The 17,580-nt window shown below is 60.3% G+C and carries 10 protein-coding genes; 7 read left to right on the top strand and 3 right to left on the bottom strand.

Annotated elements, in window-relative coordinates:
* Window positions 1-116 precede the first annotated feature (116 nt).
* The 3 genes from V8689_RS05325 to V8689_RS05315 all read right to left on the bottom strand — a co-directional run bounded on the left by V8689_RS05325 (window position 117) and on the right by V8689_RS05315 (window position 7,000).
* A complete protein-coding gene (locus V8689_RS05325) occupies window positions 117-3,845 on the bottom strand; it encodes an autotransporter domain-containing protein (RefSeq protein ID WP_056789770.1) in 3,729 nt (1,242 codons plus the stop codon).
* A 295-nt stretch (window positions 3,846-4,140) separates the two neighbouring features.
* Window positions 4,141-5,535, bottom strand: a complete 1,395-nt coding sequence (locus V8689_RS05320) for a PhoH family protein (RefSeq protein ID WP_003188745.1) — start codon at window positions 5,533-5,535, stop codon at window positions 4,141-4,143.
* A gap of 340 nt (window positions 5,536-5,875) precedes the next feature.
* Window positions 5,876-7,000, bottom strand: a complete 1,125-nt coding sequence (locus V8689_RS05315) for a polysaccharide deacetylase family protein (protein ID WP_056789766.1) — start codon at window positions 6,998-7,000, stop codon at window positions 5,876-5,878.
* Window positions 7,001-7,242: 242 nt separating this feature from the next.
* Here V8689_RS05315 and yaaA point away from each other — a divergent pair, with 242 nt between their 5' ends.
* The 7 genes from yaaA (at window position 7,243) to algG (ending at window position 17,570) form a co-directional block, all read left to right on the top strand.
* Complete coding sequence (gene yaaA / locus V8689_RS05310; RefSeq protein WP_056789761.1) at window positions 7,243-8,022, top strand: peroxide stress protein YaaA; 780 nt, start codon at window positions 7,243-7,245, stop codon at window positions 8,020-8,022.
* Window positions 8,023-8,900: 878 nt separating this feature from the next.
* Window positions 8,901-10,217 (top strand): nucleotide sugar dehydrogenase, encoded by a 1,317-nt coding sequence (locus V8689_RS05305; RefSeq protein WP_032893483.1) that lies wholly within the window; start codon window positions 8,901-8,903, stop codon window positions 10,215-10,217.
* An 83-nt stretch (window positions 10,218-10,300) separates the two neighbouring features.
* The gene (alg8, locus tag V8689_RS05300) at window positions 10,301-11,782 is read left to right on the top strand and encodes a mannuronan synthase (RefSeq protein WP_003188740.1); all 1,482 of its coding nucleotides are present in this window, start codon (window positions 10,301-10,303) and stop codon (window positions 11,780-11,782) included.
* Between the two features lie 37 nt (window positions 11,783-11,819).
* Window positions 11,820-12,986, top strand: a complete 1,167-nt coding sequence (locus V8689_RS05295) for a PilZ domain-containing protein (RefSeq protein WP_434520688.1) — start codon at window positions 11,820-11,822, stop codon at window positions 12,984-12,986.
* A gap of 8 nt (window positions 12,987-12,994) precedes the next feature.
* Window positions 12,995-14,515, top strand: a complete 1,521-nt coding sequence (gene algK / locus V8689_RS05290; protein WP_419555217.1) for an alginate biosynthesis TPR repeat lipoprotein AlgK — start codon at window positions 12,995-12,997, stop codon at window positions 14,513-14,515.
* Window positions 14,512-16,002 carry an alginate export family protein gene (locus V8689_RS05285; RefSeq protein WP_056789759.1) on the top strand — a complete coding sequence of 497 codons (1,491 nt, stop codon included), beginning with the start codon at window positions 14,512-14,514 and terminating at the stop codon, window positions 16,000-16,002. Before algK ends, V8689_RS05285 begins: the two co-directional genes overlap by 4 nt.
* Window positions 16,002-17,570 carry a mannuronan 5-epimerase AlgG gene (gene algG, locus V8689_RS05280; RefSeq protein WP_032893489.1) on the top strand — a complete coding sequence of 523 codons (1,569 nt, stop codon included), beginning with the start codon at window positions 16,002-16,004 and terminating at the stop codon, window positions 17,568-17,570. The genes V8689_RS05285 and algG overlap by 1 nt, the downstream gene beginning before the upstream one ends.
* Window positions 17,571-17,580: the final 10 nt, after the last annotated feature.

Genomic DNA, 17,580 nt, shown 5'->3' with positions numbered 1-17,580 from the left:
ATCCCACTCTGTAGGAGCGAGCTTGCTCGCGAAAAACTCACAGGCGCCGCGTTTACCCAGGGTGCACGCGTTATCGTTGACGTTTTTCGCGAGCAAGCTCGCTCCTACATTCAAGGTTAGAACAGGAAGGTAAACCCGGCATTGATGCCGTTGTTGTTACCGCGGTTGGACAGCAAGCCACTGTAGTTCAACGACACCAGGGTGTCCTTGGTCAGCGCCATTTGCGCACTGGCCTTGATCACCGCGCCATCCCTGGCCACAGGCACGCTGTTGACGACGAAGGCCGCGTCACTGCCGGCAAACTTCAGAGAAGCTTCACGATCGGTATCACCAAACTGGTGCTCCCAACCCAGCTCACCGCGCAGGGTCACCGCCGAGGTGGACGTGAGCGGCAACTGAGTGTGGCCACGCACGCCCAGGGTGGAAAGCGTCGCGTCCTGGCTTTGCTGGCTGGCATGCAAGGCTGCGGCACCGCCTTTTTCCTTGAACGAGTCGCTTTGATAGTTCAGGTACGTGAGGTTGGCGAAGGGTTCAAACACTGTCCACTGGGTGTAACCGATCTCGGCAAACACTTGGTCGGTACGCGCGTTGTAGTCGGCCTTGGCATGGTCCGACTGATTGGCATAGGCCACCCGTCGCGAAGTGTCCAGACGGTGCCAGGTGCTGGCACCGCCCAGGCGCAGGGCAATGGCCTCGAAGCGTTTGCCGCCATAGACCGACAGGTGATAGTTGTCGCTGTCTGCCGACGCCGACTGGCCGTTGAGGTGGCTTTGGGTATAACCGGTCGCCGCGCCCACGCGCCAGCCGTCGTTCACCTCGGTGTCCAGGCCCAGCAGTACGCCGCTGGTGGACGAGGAGTAGCCGCTGGCGTTGTTGTCACCACTGACGTTGTTGCGCCCACCGAGCAGCTGTACCCAGCCGCCGTTGTCACGGCTGTCGATCTGCGCGCTGGAGTCCAGTGCCTGCGCCTGTTGCAGACGAGCGTTGACCGCTTCACGCAGGTAGCGACTGTCGGCCATTTGCGCCGCCGCCACATCCGAGTGCAGTTGCCCCGACAGTTGCCTGAACCCTTCCCGCGCCTGAGCGGCGGAATCCGACGCCAGCAGGCTTTCGTAGACCGGGCTGCCAGCGCCCAATGTCTCGGCTACCGTCGCCACCGACCGCTCATTGCGGGTTTGCGCGACACTGGCGAAGGTGGTCTGGTTGCGGGCTATCGCCAGGGTCAACTGATTCGGTTGATAGTTGAGCGCAGTGCCGATGAACAGGTAGTTGGGGGCGAACGCCGCAAACTGCCCCTGGATACCTTGGCTGGCGCTGAGGATAGTGAACTGCTGCCCCAGCAAGCTGCGCGCCTCGGTGGCGGTCAACAGGTTGGGGCTGTTCTCCAGTGACACATTCACCACACCACCGTTGAGAGTCGCCACGCCATTGCTCTGGAGCTGGTCGCTCTGACCATTGGCGCCGACCTCGACGGCATACACCGAACCCGGATTGAACGTGACATCGCCGGTGCGCAGCGTGCCAATCGAATGCCCCGGGGCCACTCGCCCGCCGTTGTTGACGGTCAAGGCGCCCACCGTGCCGTTGCCGGCCAGGGTGCCGCCCAATGTGGTCATCACGCCGTTATCGGCATTGCGCGTGCCAACGGCGCTGCCGTCTACCGTCACGGCATAGGTCAACGCGCCGTCCACCGACAATTTGCCACCGCGCACCCAGGTGCTGCCCGAATAGCTGTTCAGGCCTTCCAGCACCAACTCGCCATCCCCCGACTTGACCAGGCTACCCACGTAGGTGCTGCCAGTGAGCGCGTCCTGGCCGCGAGTGAGTGTGGCCTGCTCCCGGGCATGACCGATGTCGTATTCGAACTGATCATCGGCCGAGGCATTGGCGGGCAGACCATTGAGCCAGCCTTTCTGCGCTTTAGTAGCGGACCAGCTCGCCTGTTCGGCAGCGTCCTCTACGCGACGGGCGCGAATGGCCTCATCGGAAATCGGGTTAGCCCAGATATCGCGGGTACCGCTGGGCAACGCCACTGCCACCGCACCGAGGAACTGCCCCGGCCCTTGCATGGCTTTTTGCAGGTTGGGCAAGCCCCAGCCACTGACCACACCGGGCACTTGCGGCGTACCCGGCGGCGCATCGTGCACCGGTTGCAGGTTGTCGTAGGTGCGGCCACCGGTCAGCTCGCCAACCGGCGTGTCCTGGCCATCCGGTGCCTGCAGGCTGGAGGTGGTCAGCAACACGTCCCGCGCCTGGCTGGGCGTCATGTAGGGGAAGCGCTGCATCACCAACGCTAGGGCCCCGGAAACGCTCGGCGCGGCGGCCGAGGTGCCGTTGGCATTGGGGATGATTTCGCCCTCGGGGCCGGCAGACGGAATGCCCGACACGCCCATCACGCACCACCACTTGGATGTACCGCAGCGGTTGTAGACCTGGGCGCTAGTCTCGTCGTAGCCCGTGACGGAGAGGAACTTAGCTTCGATATCCGGTTTGAAAAACGGCAGGTTCGCATTGGTGTCCGGGTTGGCACCGTGGCTGTCGTTGCCCGCCGAGATGATCTGGATGAACGTGTTTTGCCGGGCCGCATCGGCCATGGCGTCCATCCAGGTTTTGTGCCCGGCATGGGCCTTGTCCCAGAACGGGCGATAGGCGGCGGTCATGTCCCGCAGGTTTTGCGCGGCGCTGTCGCCGACGTTGCCGAAGTGGTTCTCCACGTCATCGCGCGAGCTCTGCCCCCAACTCTGGTTGACGATCGCCACGTTCTTCGCCGCCAGGGCGTTGTAGCTGGCCATGAATGCGTTGTAGTCGAGGTCGTTGGAGCCTTGGTAGCGGTCGTTGTCGCTGCCGCCGGTGTTGGCGACAAACAGGTTGGCGTCAAAAGCAATGCCGTGCATACCGGTGCCGTTGCGGTTGGCGGCCAGCACCCCGGACATTTCCGTGCCATGCCCGTCGTTGAACGCGGGGTCGTATTCCCCAGGGATACTGAAAGGCTCACCCTGCTTGAACTCACCACTGGGCACTTCAAGGCGGTAACGCGGATGGGTGGCGTAGTACTCGCCCGTGGAGGTCACCGCCTGCACCCGGTCCTGGCCCTGAGCATTTTTGCCTTGGAACTCGGAGTGTTCGGTGAGGATGCCCGAGTCCAGCACACCGACATTCACCCCCTTGCCAGTGATGCCCAAGGCATAGGCGTAATACGCGTTGGTGCGGTCCAGGCCGGAGTTGACCTGGGCTTCCGGGGTCTTCCAGGTTTGCGCGTTGGCGCTCCAGTCACGGGTTGCGCCAGCCCAGGACTGGCCTGCGTTCAACTGCCCGCTCAGGTTGCTGCTCACGCCCGGCTCGACGTAGGTGTAAGGCTTGGCCGCCGGCAAGTTGGCGATAATGGCCTTGGAGAAATCGAGAATATTGGTGGTGTAACGGCCGCTGTTGCTGAACAGCCGGCTGCGGTAGTAATCCAGGCGCGAAGCGTAGTCCAGTGGCCGACGGGTGTCGCCGAGCATGGCGCCGATGGTCAGGTTCTCGGGTTGCAGCTCATAGTTTTGCTTGAGGGCCGAATCGAACTTCCCGGACTGGGCCGCGAAGTCCTTGGCCGCAAGATCGACAATATCCGCGTAGGCAAACCTGAGATTTTTGTACACGGCAGTCTCAGGGCCGAATGAGGCGACGGCTGCCCTGAACGCCGATTCCAATACCTGCGGGGTGTAAGGATTGTCGTCCGCCCTGGCCATGGAACCGTGGCCCAGCCATAAGGCCAAGCCGAGTGCTATGGGTGTGAGAGGTGTTGTCTTGAAACGAGGGGTGCGATTGCGTTGCGACACAGTGAAGCCATTACCTGCTACGTCCATTTTCCTTTCCCTTTGGATATATGCGTCATCAATGAGCGGTGTTTCGGGCTTTTGTAATAGGCAGGGTCACGGTGAAAACCCTGGACAGGTTTTCTAAACGTTCGTCGAATCAAGGAGGTGGTGTTCCGACGGGGTCTTGCAGTGTTCTTATTGTTTTACCGCGAGAAAAAATGTAACAAAATAATTACATAGACCACAAGCACCCAGGACGCGTTAACGCAGGCAAATGTCGCACAGAACAAAAACCCCGGACTTCGTGAAAAATCCGGGGCTTTTCGTCGCAGGTTCGCTGTAGTTACAGATGGGACTCGGCGTATTCAGCCAGAATCGAACGGGGTACCCCTTGCAGCGCAATGTGCACGCCGTTCGGGAAGTCTTTGAAGCGTTCCGTCAGGTAAGTCAGCCCGGAGCTGGTCGCGGACAGGTAAGGGGTGTCGATCTGCGCCAGGTTGCCCAGGCACACCACTTTGGAACCTGCGCCCGCACGGGTGATGATGGTTTTCATCTGGTGCGGCGTAAGGTTCTGGCATTCATCGATCAGAATCAGGCTTTGCTGGAAGCTGCGACCTCGGATGTAGTTGAGGGATTTGAACTGCAACGGCACTTTGCTGAGGATGTAGTCGACGCTGCCATGGGTGTTTTCGTCATCCATGTGCAAGGCTTCGAGGTTGTCGGTAATCGCCCCCAGCCACGGCTCCATTTTTTCCGCCTCGGTACCGGGCAGAAAGCCGATTTCCTGGTCCAGGCCCTGCACGCTGCGGGTGGCGATGATGCGGCGATAGCGTTTGGTGACCATGGTCTGTTCGATGGCGGCGGCCAGGGCCAGGATGGTTTTGCCTGAACCTGCGGCGCCGGTCAGGTTGACCAGATGGATGTCCGGGTCGAGCAGCGCATAGAGCGCCAGGCTCTGGTAGATATCACGCGGTTTCAGGCCCCAGGCTTCCTGGTGCAACAGGGGTTCCTGATGCAGGTCGAGAATCAGCAGCTTGTCGACCTGGATCTCTTTGATCCAGCCCACGAAGCCCTGTTCATCGACAATGAACTCATTGATATGCACGGCCGGCAGGTTGTCGATCAGCTGTACCTGGTGCCAGGTGCGGCCGTGGTCCTGACGGGTTTCGACCTTGCTGACACGGTCCCAGAACGAGCCGGTCATCATGTGATAACCACGGGACAGCATCGACACGTCGTCGACCAGTTGGTCGGTGCTGTAGTCCTCGGCAGCGATCCCACACGCTCGTGCCTTGAGGCGCATATTGATGTCTTTGGTCACCAGCACCACGCGCAGGTCCTTGTCGCGCGCATGCAGGTCGATCAATTGGTTGATGATTTTGTTGTCGTTCAGGTTTTCCGGCAGCAGGCTGTTGGGCTCGCTGCGCTTGCTCATCAGGATCGACAGCAAGCCCTTCGGGCCGCCCTTGCCACGCTGGATCGGTACGCCGACCTCGACGTCCTCGGGCGAGGCTTCACCCAGGGTCTTGTCGATCAGGCGGATGGCCTGGCGGCATTCGGCGGCAACGCTGTGGTGGCCGCTTTTGAGTTTGTCGAGCTCCTCAAGCACGATCATCGGGATGGCGACGTGGTGTTCTTCGAAGTTCAGCAGTGCGTTTGGATCGTGGATCAGTACGTTGGTATCAAGCACATAAAGGATTGGCTGGTCGGAAGAAGGGTTACGTCCATGATCATCCATACTCGGTCACCTTTGTGGGAGCCATTCGACGCAATACCTGGGCGGTGCTGCGCCTCGATTCGACCACCGATTGCACCTTGAGTAAGGTCAAGTGCAGTGCCCACAGGAGGAGTCTTGGAAGACGCCACCTGTGCTGCAGGTTTCGGCGATCTGACTTCGTAATACCGCAAAACCCATGACAGGAAAAAGCACTTTGACGCTTTTTTGAAGTTTATTTTTCAGGATGACGAATAGCACTAGCCGAGTGCCATGTACCCCGTTAAAGTCGGAAGTCCGCCTGCATCGAAATGTCGCAGCAAATCGCCCCGAAAACACCCCTCCCCCAACAAAAACGGGCACTTCATCGAAATGCCTCGCGACACTCCTGCCAACCCAAGCCACTCTGCGCCGTCGCCTGCAACACCATCGGTAATGCCACCCGCGCCTTGTCCTGAGTGTCGTGAAACACGATCACGCCTTTGCGCCACAGCAGCATCAACGTCAGCACCCGTTGCGCCGACTCATCGGCCTTGAGCTTGCCCGGCTCGTCCTGGGAATCGATGTCCCATAACGCCACTTGCAAGCCCTGTTGCTGAAAGAAGCCCTGGCTGTCCGCGCGGCGCTGCCCATACGGTGGGCGGAACAAGGGCACATAATTTTCCGGCATCAGGTTCTGTACCAGCCCGGCACTGCGGGTGATGGAGCTTTGCCAGTCGACCCAATGGCTGTGGGAGCGGTACTGCCAGCCCTGAAGACCCACGCACTGCCCTTGGTACAGCGCCTGCACATCGGCGGCGGAACTGCGCTCCACGCGGGTTTGCAAGCTGCTGCCAAGAACAAAGAACGTCGCGTTCATCTTTTGCTTGCGCAGGTAATCGGTGAGCCAGTCGGTATTGCCGCTGACCGGTGCAGGGCCACCGTCGAAGGTCAGTAAAAACATCCGGTCATTGAGTTCATCACCGTTGCGCTCATGATCGCCAAAGCGCGCGACTTCACTGCTGATCTGCGGAAACAGCGCAGCCTTGCGCAACAACTCGTCCAGATAGCGCTCGTGAAAGTGCCGACTGGGCTCGGCCCAGCCTATATAGAACGAGTTGTCACTGATCTCGAACTTGCCGGCCTGCTCACGCAGGTCGTCCATGTTTTCCACCAGGTAGCAGAACGAGGCGTCTTCTTCGCAGCTCTGCTGGGCGAACGTGTAGTTCTCCAACAGCCGTTGCCAGAGCTGGCGACGCAGGTCGTCGATGGCAGCCAGGTTGATGATCTTCAACCCCAAGCGCTGCTTGAGCGCGGCGTCGTCCAGGGCTTCGCTGGCGAGCAGGCCGTGGGCAAACATCAGGATCTCCGCACGCGAAGCCACATCGAACAGCGCCGGGCTGACGAGTTTTTCCGGCCAGGTACCACGGTCCAGGCTGGCGACATCCACCGGCGCGGCCTGGGCATTCAGGCACAGCAGGCAAGCGGACACTAAAAGCGCTAATCGCACGCGGGGTCTTCCTTTCCAGAGTTACCGCCCATCATAGCGGACTGCCCCGCCTTTATTGTGTAGGAGCGAGCTTGCTCGCGAAAAACTTCTGGGCACCGCGGTTATTCAGCCTACCAGCGTTATCGTTGACGACTTTCGCGAGCAAGCTCGCTCCTACACAAAACCGGGGCCTATCGGTTTGATAGGTGGAGTCGAACGCTCCAACCCCCTAGAATCCCCCCACGATTCCAGGAGCCAACTTCATGCTGATGGTGATTTCCCCCGCCAAAACCCTCGACTTCGAGTCCAAGCCGGTCACTGCGCGCTTCACCCAGCCGCAGTACCTGGACCACTCTCAGGAACTGATCGAGCAACTGCGCGAACTGAGCCCGGCGCAAATCAGTGAGCTGATGCACGTTTCCGACAAGATCGGTGGCCTCAACGCCGCGCGTTTCGGCAGTTGGACGCCGGCCTTCACTGCGGCCAACGCCAAGCAGGCGCTGCTGGCGTTCAAGGGCGACGTGTATACCGGCCTGAATGCCGAGACGTTCAGCGATGCCGATTTCAGCTACGCCCAGGACCACCTGCGCATGCTCTCGGGTCTCTATGGCCTGCTGCGCCCGTTGGACTTGATGATGCCGTACCGCCTGGAGATGGGCACCAAGCTGGCCAATGCCCGTGGCAAGGACCTCTATGCTTTCTGGGGCACGCGCATCAGCGAGTGGTTGAATGAGGCACTGGCCGAGCAAGGCGACGATGTGCTGCTTAACCTGGCGTCCAATGAGTATTTTTCGGCGGTCAAGCGCACGGCCTTGAAGGCGCGGATCATCAATACCGAGTTCAAGGACCTGAAGAACGGCCAGTACAAGATCATCAGCTTCTACGCCAAAAAGGCCCGGGGCATGATGAGCCGGTTTGTGATTGAAGAACGCATCAACGACCCGGCGAAGCTCAAGCAGTTCGATGTGCAGGGTTACCGCTTCAATGCGGGGCAGTCCAAGCCGGACAACCTGGTGTTTTTGCGCGATCACGCACCGGAATAAGGCCGGTACAGCCACCAACATCAACTGTGGGAGCTGGCTTGCCTGCGATAGCGGTGGGTCAGCCGACTCACATGTTGCTGATACACCGCTATCGCAGGCAAGCCAGCTCCCACATTTTTGTCTGCATTTCAGCTCTGGGGTCGTCATTTATTTGGCGTCAAAAAATATTCCGACACATCCCTAACAATTTCTTCACTCGACACTCGTCGGTTTTTTTCGTAGTGGCACCACTTTTTTTTAACGGTAGTGGCACAAAACTATCCTCTCGCACCAACTCCCCATAACTACTGGCCTAAATAGCAAGTGCTATCAATATAGTACTAGTGCCATCTTTTCTAATATTTCAAAAAATTTCCGGAAAGGGGATGAGCGGCCCGGAACTTCGTCCTGAAGCACCGCTCATACCACCGGTAACGAAATTCTCTGTTTACGTAAGAGATGACTTACATACCGACCAATGGAAGTAGCCAAGTTGTCATAAAGCACTTTGGCTCGAGGGTCATATCATCAACTGATTGAGTTGAGGGCGGCGATAAGGACTCATTGCCAACCCCCTAAAGGCCAAGGCAGCGCTGACCTAAATGAGCCAGTGTTAACACCCAAGGCATTGATATCAAAAGGCTTATTGCCTGTATCAAAGCCAAGCGGCACTGGCGCCGGACCCTTCCGCCACGGAAAACCGGCTGCATTTCAGGGCAAGCCCCAATAACAAGGCCACGTTGCGCACAACTTGAGTGCAATAGTTAGTCACTCGCTACTTAACATGCCTGCACGCGGTAAGTCGGCGTCTATTCGCCTAACTTTCGCGGCATCAGTGACGCTTGCAAACATGAACTCCGGCCATCTAATGGCATGATTTAAACATAGAGGTAATTGCGATGCGCATCAGCATATTTGGTTTGGGTTACGTTGGCGCCGTGTGTGCCGGTTGCCTGTCTGCCCGTGGCCATGAAGTGGTCGGCGTAGACATCTCCAAGGAAAAGATCGACCTGATCAATGCGGGTAAATCCCCCATCGTTGAACCAGGTCTGGGCGAACTGTTGAGCCAAGGCATCGCAACCGGTCGACTGCGCGGTACCACCAACTTCGCCGAAGCCATCCGCGACACTGACCTGTCGATGATCTGCGTGGGTACGCCGAGCAAGAAAAACGGCGACCTGGAACTCAACTACATCGAATCGGTATGCCGTGAGATCGGTTTTGTGCTGCGTGACAAGACCACCCGCCACACCATCGTGGTGCGCAGCACCGTACTGCCAGGCACCGTGGCCAACGTGGTGATCCCGATCCTCGAAGACTGCTCCGGCAAGAAAGCCGGCGTTGATTTCGGCGTTGCGGTCAACCCGGAGTTCCTGCGTGAATCCACCGCCATCGCCGACTACGACCTGCCGCCGATGACCGTCATCGGTGAGTTCGACACCGCCTCCGGCGATGTCCTGCAGTCGCTGTACGAAGAACTCGATGCGCCGATCATCCGCAAGGACATCGCCGTCGCCGAAATGATCAAGTACACCTGCAACGTGTGGCACGCCACCAAAGTCACCTTCGCCAACGAGATCGGCAACATTGCCAAAGCTGTCGGCGTCGACGGTCGCGAAGTGATGGAAGTGGTCTGCCAGGACAAAACCCTCAACCTGTCCCAGTACTACATGCGCCCAGGCTTCGCCTTCGGTGGCTCGTGCCTGCCAAAAGACGTGCGCGCCCTCACCTACCGCGCCGGCTCCCTGGACGTGGAAGCGCCGCTGCTCAACTCGCTGATGCGCAGCAACGAGTCCCAGGTACAGAACGCGTTCGACATCGTCTCCAGCCACGAAAAACGCAAAGTTGCGCTGCTGGGCCTGAGCTTCAAGGCCGGCACCGACGACCTGCGCGAAAGCCCGCTGGTAGAACTGGCAGAAATGCTGATCGGCAAGGGCTACGACCTGAGCATCTACGACAGCAACGTCGAATACGCCCGTGTACACGGCGCGAACAAGGACTACATCGAGGGCAAGATCCCCCACGTGTCGTCCCTGCTCAACTCGGATTTCGATGATGTGATCAACAACTCCGACGTGATCATCCTCGGTAACCGTGACGAGAAGTTCCGTGCCCTGGCGCATAACGCTCCGGAAGGCAAACAAGTGGTCGACCTGGTGGGCTTCATGTCCAAGGCCACCAGCGTGAGCGGCCGTACCGAAGGTATTTGCTGGTAACAGCAACGGCAAGTTTCAGGCTGCAAGTGGCTTTATCCCCAGCGCTTGCAGCCTGAAGCCTCCTCACCTTGCGGATGACGCTTATGTCCAAGTTAAAACATGTATTTCTGCAATCGGCCGGCTGGCTGTTCTTTCTCAGCCTGCTGATGGGTCTCGCCCTGCTGTTGCCGGCGAGCACCTTCGATTCGCAATCGAAGAATTTTATTTTCCTGATTGGTGCCGTGGGTATCTGGCGCTACTCGATGGGCGCGACGCATTTCTTTCGCGGCATGCTGTTCCTGTACGTGGTGTACCCGCACCTGCGCCGCAAAGTGCGCAAGCTGGGCAAAGCCGCCGACCCGTCCCATGTGTTCCTGATGGTCACCAGTTTTCGTATCGACGCGCTGACCACCGCCCAGGTCTACAGCTCGGTGATTCGCGAAGCCATCGACTGCGGTTTCCCCACCACCGTGGTGTGCTCGCTGGTGGAAATGTCCGATGAGCTGCTGGTGAAAAGCCTCTGGGAAAAGCTCAACCCGCCGGCTCACGTCAAGCTCGACTTCGTGCGCATCGCCGGTACCGGCAAGCGTGACGGCCTGGCCTTCGGTTTCCGCGCCATTTCCCGCCACTTGCCGGACGACCGCGCCGTGGTCGCCGTGATCGATGGCGACACCGTGCTGGCCGAAGGTGTGGTGCGCAAGACCGTGCCGTGGTTCCAGCTGTTCGGCAATGTCGGTGGCCTGACCACCAACGAATTCTGCGAAGTGCGCGGCGGCTACATCATGAGCGAATGGCACAAACTGCGCTTCGCCCAACGCCACATCAACATGTGCTCCATGGCCCTGTCCAAGCGCGTGCTGACCATGACCGGTCGCATGTCGGTGTTCCGTGCCAGCGTAGTGACCGACCCGGGCTTTATCGCCGACGTGGAAAGTGACTCGCTGCAACACTGGCGCCTGGGCCGCTTCAAGTTCCTCACCGGGGATGACAAGTCCAGCTGGTTCAGCCTGATGCGCCTGGGCTACGACACCTTCTACGTGCCGGATGCGGCGATCAACACCGTGGAACACCCGCCGGAAAAGAGCTTCATCAAGGCCAGCCGCAAGCTGATGTTCCGCTGGTACGGCAACAACCTGCGTCAGAACTCCCGCGCACTCGGCCTGGGCGTGCGGCGCCTCGGCCTGTTCACCAGCGTGGTGTTGTTCGACCAGCGCGTGTCGATGTGGACCTCCCTGCTCGGCCTGACCGTGGCCATGATCGCCACCTTCAAGTACGGCGGCGCGTTCATCCTCGCCTACCTGCTGTGGATCGGCATTACCCGCCTGATCCTCACCCTGCTGTTGTCGTGCTCTGGCCACAAGATCGGCCCGGCCTACCCGCTGATTCTCTATTACAACCAGATCATGGGCGCGTTGGTGAAGATCTACGTGTTCTTCCGCCTTGATCAACAGTCCTGGACCCGCCAGGACACCAAACTGACCCGCGATTTGGCCAGCTTTCAACGTTGGTTCAACACCTGGTCGTCTCGGACCATGACCTTCTCCGCCGGCAGCATCTTCGTTGCCGTGTTGCTGATGATGGTCTGACCCTGCCAAGCCTGAATTAACTAGGAAATCGAATACTATGAACAGCCAAGTAAACGCCAACGTTGTCCACGAATCCGAAGCCCAACGCCAACACGCCCGGGTGAAAATCCCGGCCAAGCTGCGCTTCTTCAACAGCGACCGCACGCCGACCGAGGCAAAGGTAATCGACCTGTCCGCCGGCGGCCTGGCCTTCACCGCCACCCAGCCGCTCACCATCGGCCAAGTGCACAAAGGCCGCCTGCAGTTCGTGATCGACAACCTCGGCCTGGCCATGGACGTGGAGCTGCAGATTCGCTCCTACGACCGCCAGACCGGCCGCACCGGTTGCCAGTTCCAGAACCTCGATGCCCAGGATATTTCCACCCTGCGCCACCTGATCACCTCGCACCTGTCCGGCGACATCGTGACCATGGGCGACGTGCTCGCGACCCTGCAACGCGACAACTTCACCAAGGCACGCAAGGTCAAGGACGGCGGCAACGGCATGACCGCGTTCGGTCGCCTGCGCGCCGTGACCTTCAGCCTGGCGATCTTTTTGGTGGGCCTGGCGGCCTTCGGTTTTGTGGTCAAGTCGCTCTACGGCATGTACTTCGTCAGCCACGCCCAGGCCGGCCTCGTCAGCGTACCGGGCATGAACGTGACCATGCCCCGTGACGGCACCGTGCAAAGCCTGCTCAAAGGTGATTCGGTAGCGGCCAAAGGCGCGCCACTGGCGACCTTCAGCACCAGCATGCTCGATGTGCTCAAGGGCCACCTGGACGAAGACCAGTTGCAACCGGCCAAGGTCGAAGAGCTGTTCGGCAAGCAAATGACCGGCACCCTGACCTCGCCTTGCGATTGCGTGGTGGCCCAGCAACTGGTCGCCGACGGCCAGTACGCCAGCAAGGGTGATGTGATCTTCCAACTGGTGCCACGCGGCAGCCAGGCCAATGTGGAAGCGCGCTTCAGCTATCGCCAGTTCGGTGATGTGCGCCCAGGTACGCAGGTGAACTTCCAGGTCGCCGACGAAGAACAAGTGCGCACCGGCACCATCGTCAGCAGCACCAGCCTGAACAGCGCCGATCTGTCTTCTGACATCCGTGTGCAGATCAAGCCTGACGCACCGCTGGACAGCACCTACGCCGGCCGCCCGGTGGAAGTCACCAGCGACCGTGGCCCATCGCTGAACTGGCTGATCGACAAAGCCATGGCTCACGGTCTGTAAGCGAGGACATGCCTGTGACTCTTCCAAATACACCGTTGACCCATGTGGGAGCCGGGCTTGCCCGCGATGCAGGCGACTCGGTGCATCAGTTGCACCGCAGCGATGCCATCGCAGGCAAGCCAGCTCCCACACAGAGCAGATTTCACTTGGCCTCTGCGTACTGCGCGCTGGCACTGGCCGTGAGCCTGGCCGGTTGCGCCGGCCTGCCCGACCAACGCCTGGCCAATGAGGCGCTGAAACGCGGCGACACCGTCACCGCGCAGCAGAATTACCAGCAACTGGCAGAACTGGGCTACAGCGAGGCCCAGGTGGGCCTGGCCGATATCCAGGTCAGCACCCGCGACCCGGCGCAAATCAAGCAGGCCGAAGCCACCTACCGTGCAGCGGCAGACACCTCGCCCCGTGCCCAGGCGCGTCTCGGTCGCCTGCTGGTGGCCAAGCCCGGCGCCACCGAGGCCGAACACCATGAAGCCGAAAGCCTGCTGAAAAAAGCCTTTGCCAATGGCGAAGGCAATACCTTGATCCCGCTGGCAATGCTGTACTTGCAATACCCGCACAGTTTCCCCAACGTTAATGCCCAACAGCAGATCAGCCAATGGCAGGCAGCCGGTTACCCGGAGGCCGGCCTAGCTCAGGTGCTGCTGTATCGCACCCAGGGTACCTACGACCAGCATCTGGATGATGTGGAGCGCATCTGCAAAGCCGCGCTGAACACCACGGATATCTGCTACGTCGAGCTGGCCACGGTCTATCAGAAAAAACAGCAGCCGGAACAACAGGCCGAACTGCTCAAGCAGATGGAAGCCGGTTACAGCCGTGGCACCGTCACCGCCCAGCGCGTCGACAGCGTCGCCCGCGTACTCGGCGATGCCACCCTTGGCACCCCGGACGAAAAAACCGCCCAGGCTTTGCTTGAAAAAATCGCCCCTGGCTACCCGGCGTCCTGGGTCAGCCTGGCGCAACTGCTCTACGACTTCCCCGAACTGGGCGATGTCGACCAGATGATGAAGTACCTCGACAACGGCCGCGCCGCCGACCAGCCACGCGCCGAACTGTTGCTGGGCAAACTCTACTACGAAGGCAAGTGGGTGCCCGCCGATGCCAAGGCCGCCGAGGCGCATTTCGAGAAAGCCGTGGGGCGTGAAGTGGCCGCCGATTACTACCTCGGCCAGATCTACCGCCGTGGCTACCTGGGCAAGGTTTACCCGCAAAAAGCCCTGGACCACCTGCTGACCGCCGCGCGCAACGGCCAGAACAGCGCCGATTTCGCCATTGCCCAGCTGTTTTCCCAAGGCAAGGGCACCAAGCCCGACCCATTGAACGCCTATGTCTTCAGCCAGTTGGCCAAGGCCCAGGACACGCCAGAAGCCAATGACCTGGCCACCCAGCTCGAAGCGCCGCTGACCCCTGCGCAACGCGCCGAAGGCCAACGCCTGGTGCAACAGGAACTGGCCGCCCGCGGCACCCTGGCCCAAAGCACGCTGCAACTGCACGCCCTGCAAGAAGAAGACGGCGAGGAATCCCTATGAAGCTCAACCCATTCGTCAAGGCCGGCATCGGCCTGTCCTTCGCCCTGCTGTGGTCGTGCCCGACCCTGGCCGCGCTCACCGAAGCCAAGAACTTCGGCCTGGAAGTCAAAGCCACCGCGCAGTCTGAAGATGACCGCGACCTCGGCACCCAGAAAGGCGGCGACGTCAACGGCATCGGCCTCGACCTGCGCCCCTGGATCTACGGCGAAAGCGGCGCGTGGAGCGCCTACGCCATGGGCCAGGCCGTGGTGTCCAGCGACATCATCGAGACCGACACCCTGCAACAGTCGACCGATGACACCACCGAGCAGCAGTCGAGCAACGACGACCGCAAGGCCAAGAAAAACTACCTGGCCCTGCGTGAGTTCTGGGTCGGCTACAGCGGTTTTACGCCCTACCCCGGCGAGATCCTCAAGTTCGGCCGCCAGCGCCTGCGCAATGACGACGGCCAATGGCGCGACACCAACATCGAAGCGCTGAACTGGACCTTCGACACCACCTTGCTCAAGGCCAATGTCGGCGCCGCCGAACGCTTCAGCGAATACCGCACCGACCTCAAGGAACTGTCACCGGTCGACAAAGACCGCCAGCACTTCTACGCCGACGCCGCCTACCAGTGGACGCCGGGCCAGTGGATCGGCGTGCGCGGCCACCACACCCATGACGACGGCAAGCTCGACTACGCCGAACCGGGTGTCGCCAACGACCCGTTGGACAAGCGCGAAAACGGCGACCTGACCTGGCTGGGCATCGAAGCCAACAGCGATGCCTACAACTGGCGCAACACCAACACCGTCAACTACTGGGCGAGCATCACCGGCATGCGCGGCGACCGCGACAAGGTCAACGCCTTGAACGCCGACGGCACGCGCCCTACCAGCGCCAAGCGCAGCGATGACCTGAGCGGCTGGGCCACCGACATCGGCGTGCGCCTGCGCCTCGACCCGCAGTGGCAAGTCGGCGCGGCCTATTCGCGCGCCAGTGCCGAGTACGAGCAGAACGGCCTGCAAAGCAACCGTTCGAACTGGACCGGCACCCAGTCCCGTGTGCATCGCTTCGGTGAAGCCTTTCGCGGCGAGATGAACAACATGCAGTCCATGAGCCTGTTCGGTTCCTGGCAGCTGCGCGAGGACTACGACGCCAGCCTGGTGTACCACAAGTTCTGGCGCGTGGACGGCAACAAGCCGGTGGGCAGCAACGGTATCGACGCGGTGCAGAACAACACCGATGACGTCACCGGCGCGATCCTCTCCAGCACCTCCCTGCCCCTTGAAGACGGCAAGAAAGACCTCGGCCAAGAGATGGACCTGGTGGTCACCAAGTACTTCAAGAAAGGCTTGCTGCCTGCGGCGCTGAGCCAGTCGATCGACGAGCCTTCAGCCCTGGTGCGTTTGCGTGCCGGCGTGTTCAAGCCCGGCGATGCCTATGGCAGCCAGGTCGACTCCTACATGCACCGCGCGTTCGTCGACGTGGTCTGGAAATTCTGATGGGAGCCTGCGCCATGAATGCTCAAAGCCTACTCGTCGCGGCAATGCTGATGGCCAGCGCCACAGCGTTTGCCGATACGGCGGCCAAGGCGCCGACCATCGCCAAGGAACTGCAACAAGCCAAGACCTACACCATCTCCAGCCCGCCCACCGCGCCGCTGGAAATGGCCAAGCCGGCGCTGCCCGATCTGTCGGGCTACACCGCGCAGGCGATGGAAAAGAAGATCGTCAAGACCAAGGCGGGCAAAATCAGCATCCGCCGCATGATGCAGGAAGACGCGCTCAAGGACTTTATCGGCGGCGACAACAAGATGGCCGAATGGGTGGTGCGCCAGCACGGCATTCCCCAGGCGATCTTCGTCGACGACGGCTACATGAACCTCAAGGACCTGCTGGGCAAGGTGCCCAAGCAGTACTTCAGCGAAACGTCGCCGGGGGTATTCCTGGCCAAGTTGCCGATCGTGGTGGGCCGTAAAGGTATCCTCGATATCGACAAAAACACCCAGGAGCTGCGCCTGTCCCAGCAAGCCGGTTCGTTTTTGATCAACGACGGCCAGCTGTTCGTGCGCGATACCAAGGTCACCGGTTGGGACGAAAAAGCCAACGGCCCGGCGCTGTTCAAGTCGGCCAAGGAGTTCCGCCCGTTCCTGCTGGCCTGGGGCGGCACCGAGACCTATATCTCCAAGACCAAGATGGCCAGCTTCGGCTACGCCAACAGTAAGTCGTACGGGGTGAGTATTTCCCAGTACACGCCGAACATGGCCAAGGTGCTCAAGCGCCCCGAGCCGACCGGTTGGATCATCGACTCCGAGTTCTCGGACATGTGGTACGGCTTCTACTGCTACGAGACCACAGGCTTTGTGATCAAGGGCAATACCTACAAAGACAACATCGTCTACGGCATTGACCCCCATGACCGTTCTCACGGCCTGATCATCGCGGACAACACCGTGTACGGCACCAAGAAGAAGCACGGCATCATCATTTCCCGGGAAGTGAACGACAGCTTCATCTTCAACAACCGCAGCTACGACAACAAGCTGTCGGGCCTGGTGATCGACCGTAACAGCGTGAATAACCTGATCGCCGACAACGAGATCTACCGCAACCACACCGACGGCATCACCCTCTATGAGAGCGGTGACAACCTGCTGTGGGGCAACAAGGTGATCAGCAACCGTCGCCACGGGATCCGCGTGCGTAACAGCGTGAACATCAAGCTCTACGAAAACACCTCGATGGCCAACGGGCTGACCGGCGTGTACGGCCACATCAAGGATTTGACCGACACCGACCGCGACATCGCCCTCGACCCGTTTGACGCCAAGGTGTCGCTGATCGTGGTCGGCGGTGAACTGGCGGGTAACGGCAGCGGGCCGCTGTCCATCGATTCGCCGTTGAGTATCGAGCTGTATCGCGTGTCGATGCTGGCGCCGACCAAATCCAGCGGCATCAGCTTCTCCGGCATCCTGGGTGACCGCCAGGAAGAAATTCTCGACCTGCTGGTGCGCCAGCAGAAAGCCGTGCTGATCGACCCCGTCGAACGCCAGACCGAATTGCAGGACTGAGGATGACCCT

Origin of the sequence: Pseudomonas sp. AK181 (assembly GCF_051122975.1) — a bacterium.
GTDB classification, from domain to species: domain Bacteria; phylum Pseudomonadota; class Gammaproteobacteria; order Pseudomonadales; family Pseudomonadaceae; genus Aquipseudomonas; species Aquipseudomonas lactis.
The sequence above is the reverse complement of the archived record's forward strand: the minus strand, read 5'-3'. Positions and strand labels throughout refer to the sequence as shown.

Bases quoted from the DNA above. Each gene is read 5' to 3' on its own strand.
- V8689_RS05325 (WP_056789770.1), bottom strand. From the start codon at position 3,845: ATGGACGTAGCAGGTAATGGCTTCACTGTGTCGCAACGCAATCGCACC.
- V8689_RS05320 (WP_003188745.1), bottom strand. From the start codon at position 5,535: ATGGATGATCATGGACGTAACCCTTCTTCCGACCAGCCAATCCTTTAT.
- yaaA (WP_056789761.1), top strand. From the start codon at position 7,243: ATGCTGATGGTGATTTCCCCCGCCAAAACCCTCGACTTCGAGTCCAAG.
- V8689_RS05305 (WP_032893483.1), top strand. From the start codon at position 8,901: ATGCGCATCAGCATATTTGGTTTGGGTTACGTTGGCGCCGTGTGTGCC.
- alg8 (WP_003188740.1), top strand. From the start codon at position 10,301: ATGTCCAAGTTAAAACATGTATTTCTGCAATCGGCCGGCTGGCTGTTC.
- V8689_RS05295 (WP_434520688.1), top strand. From the start codon at position 11,820: ATGAACAGCCAAGTAAACGCCAACGTTGTCCACGAATCCGAAGCCCAA.
- algK (WP_419555217.1), top strand. From the start codon at position 12,995: ATGCCTGTGACTCTTCCAAATACACCGTTGACCCATGTGGGAGCCGGG.
- V8689_RS05285 (WP_056789759.1), top strand. From the start codon at position 14,512: ATGAAGCTCAACCCATTCGTCAAGGCCGGCATCGGCCTGTCCTTCGCC.
- algG (WP_032893489.1), top strand. From the start codon at position 16,002: ATGGGAGCCTGCGCCATGAATGCTCAAAGCCTACTCGTCGCGGCAATG.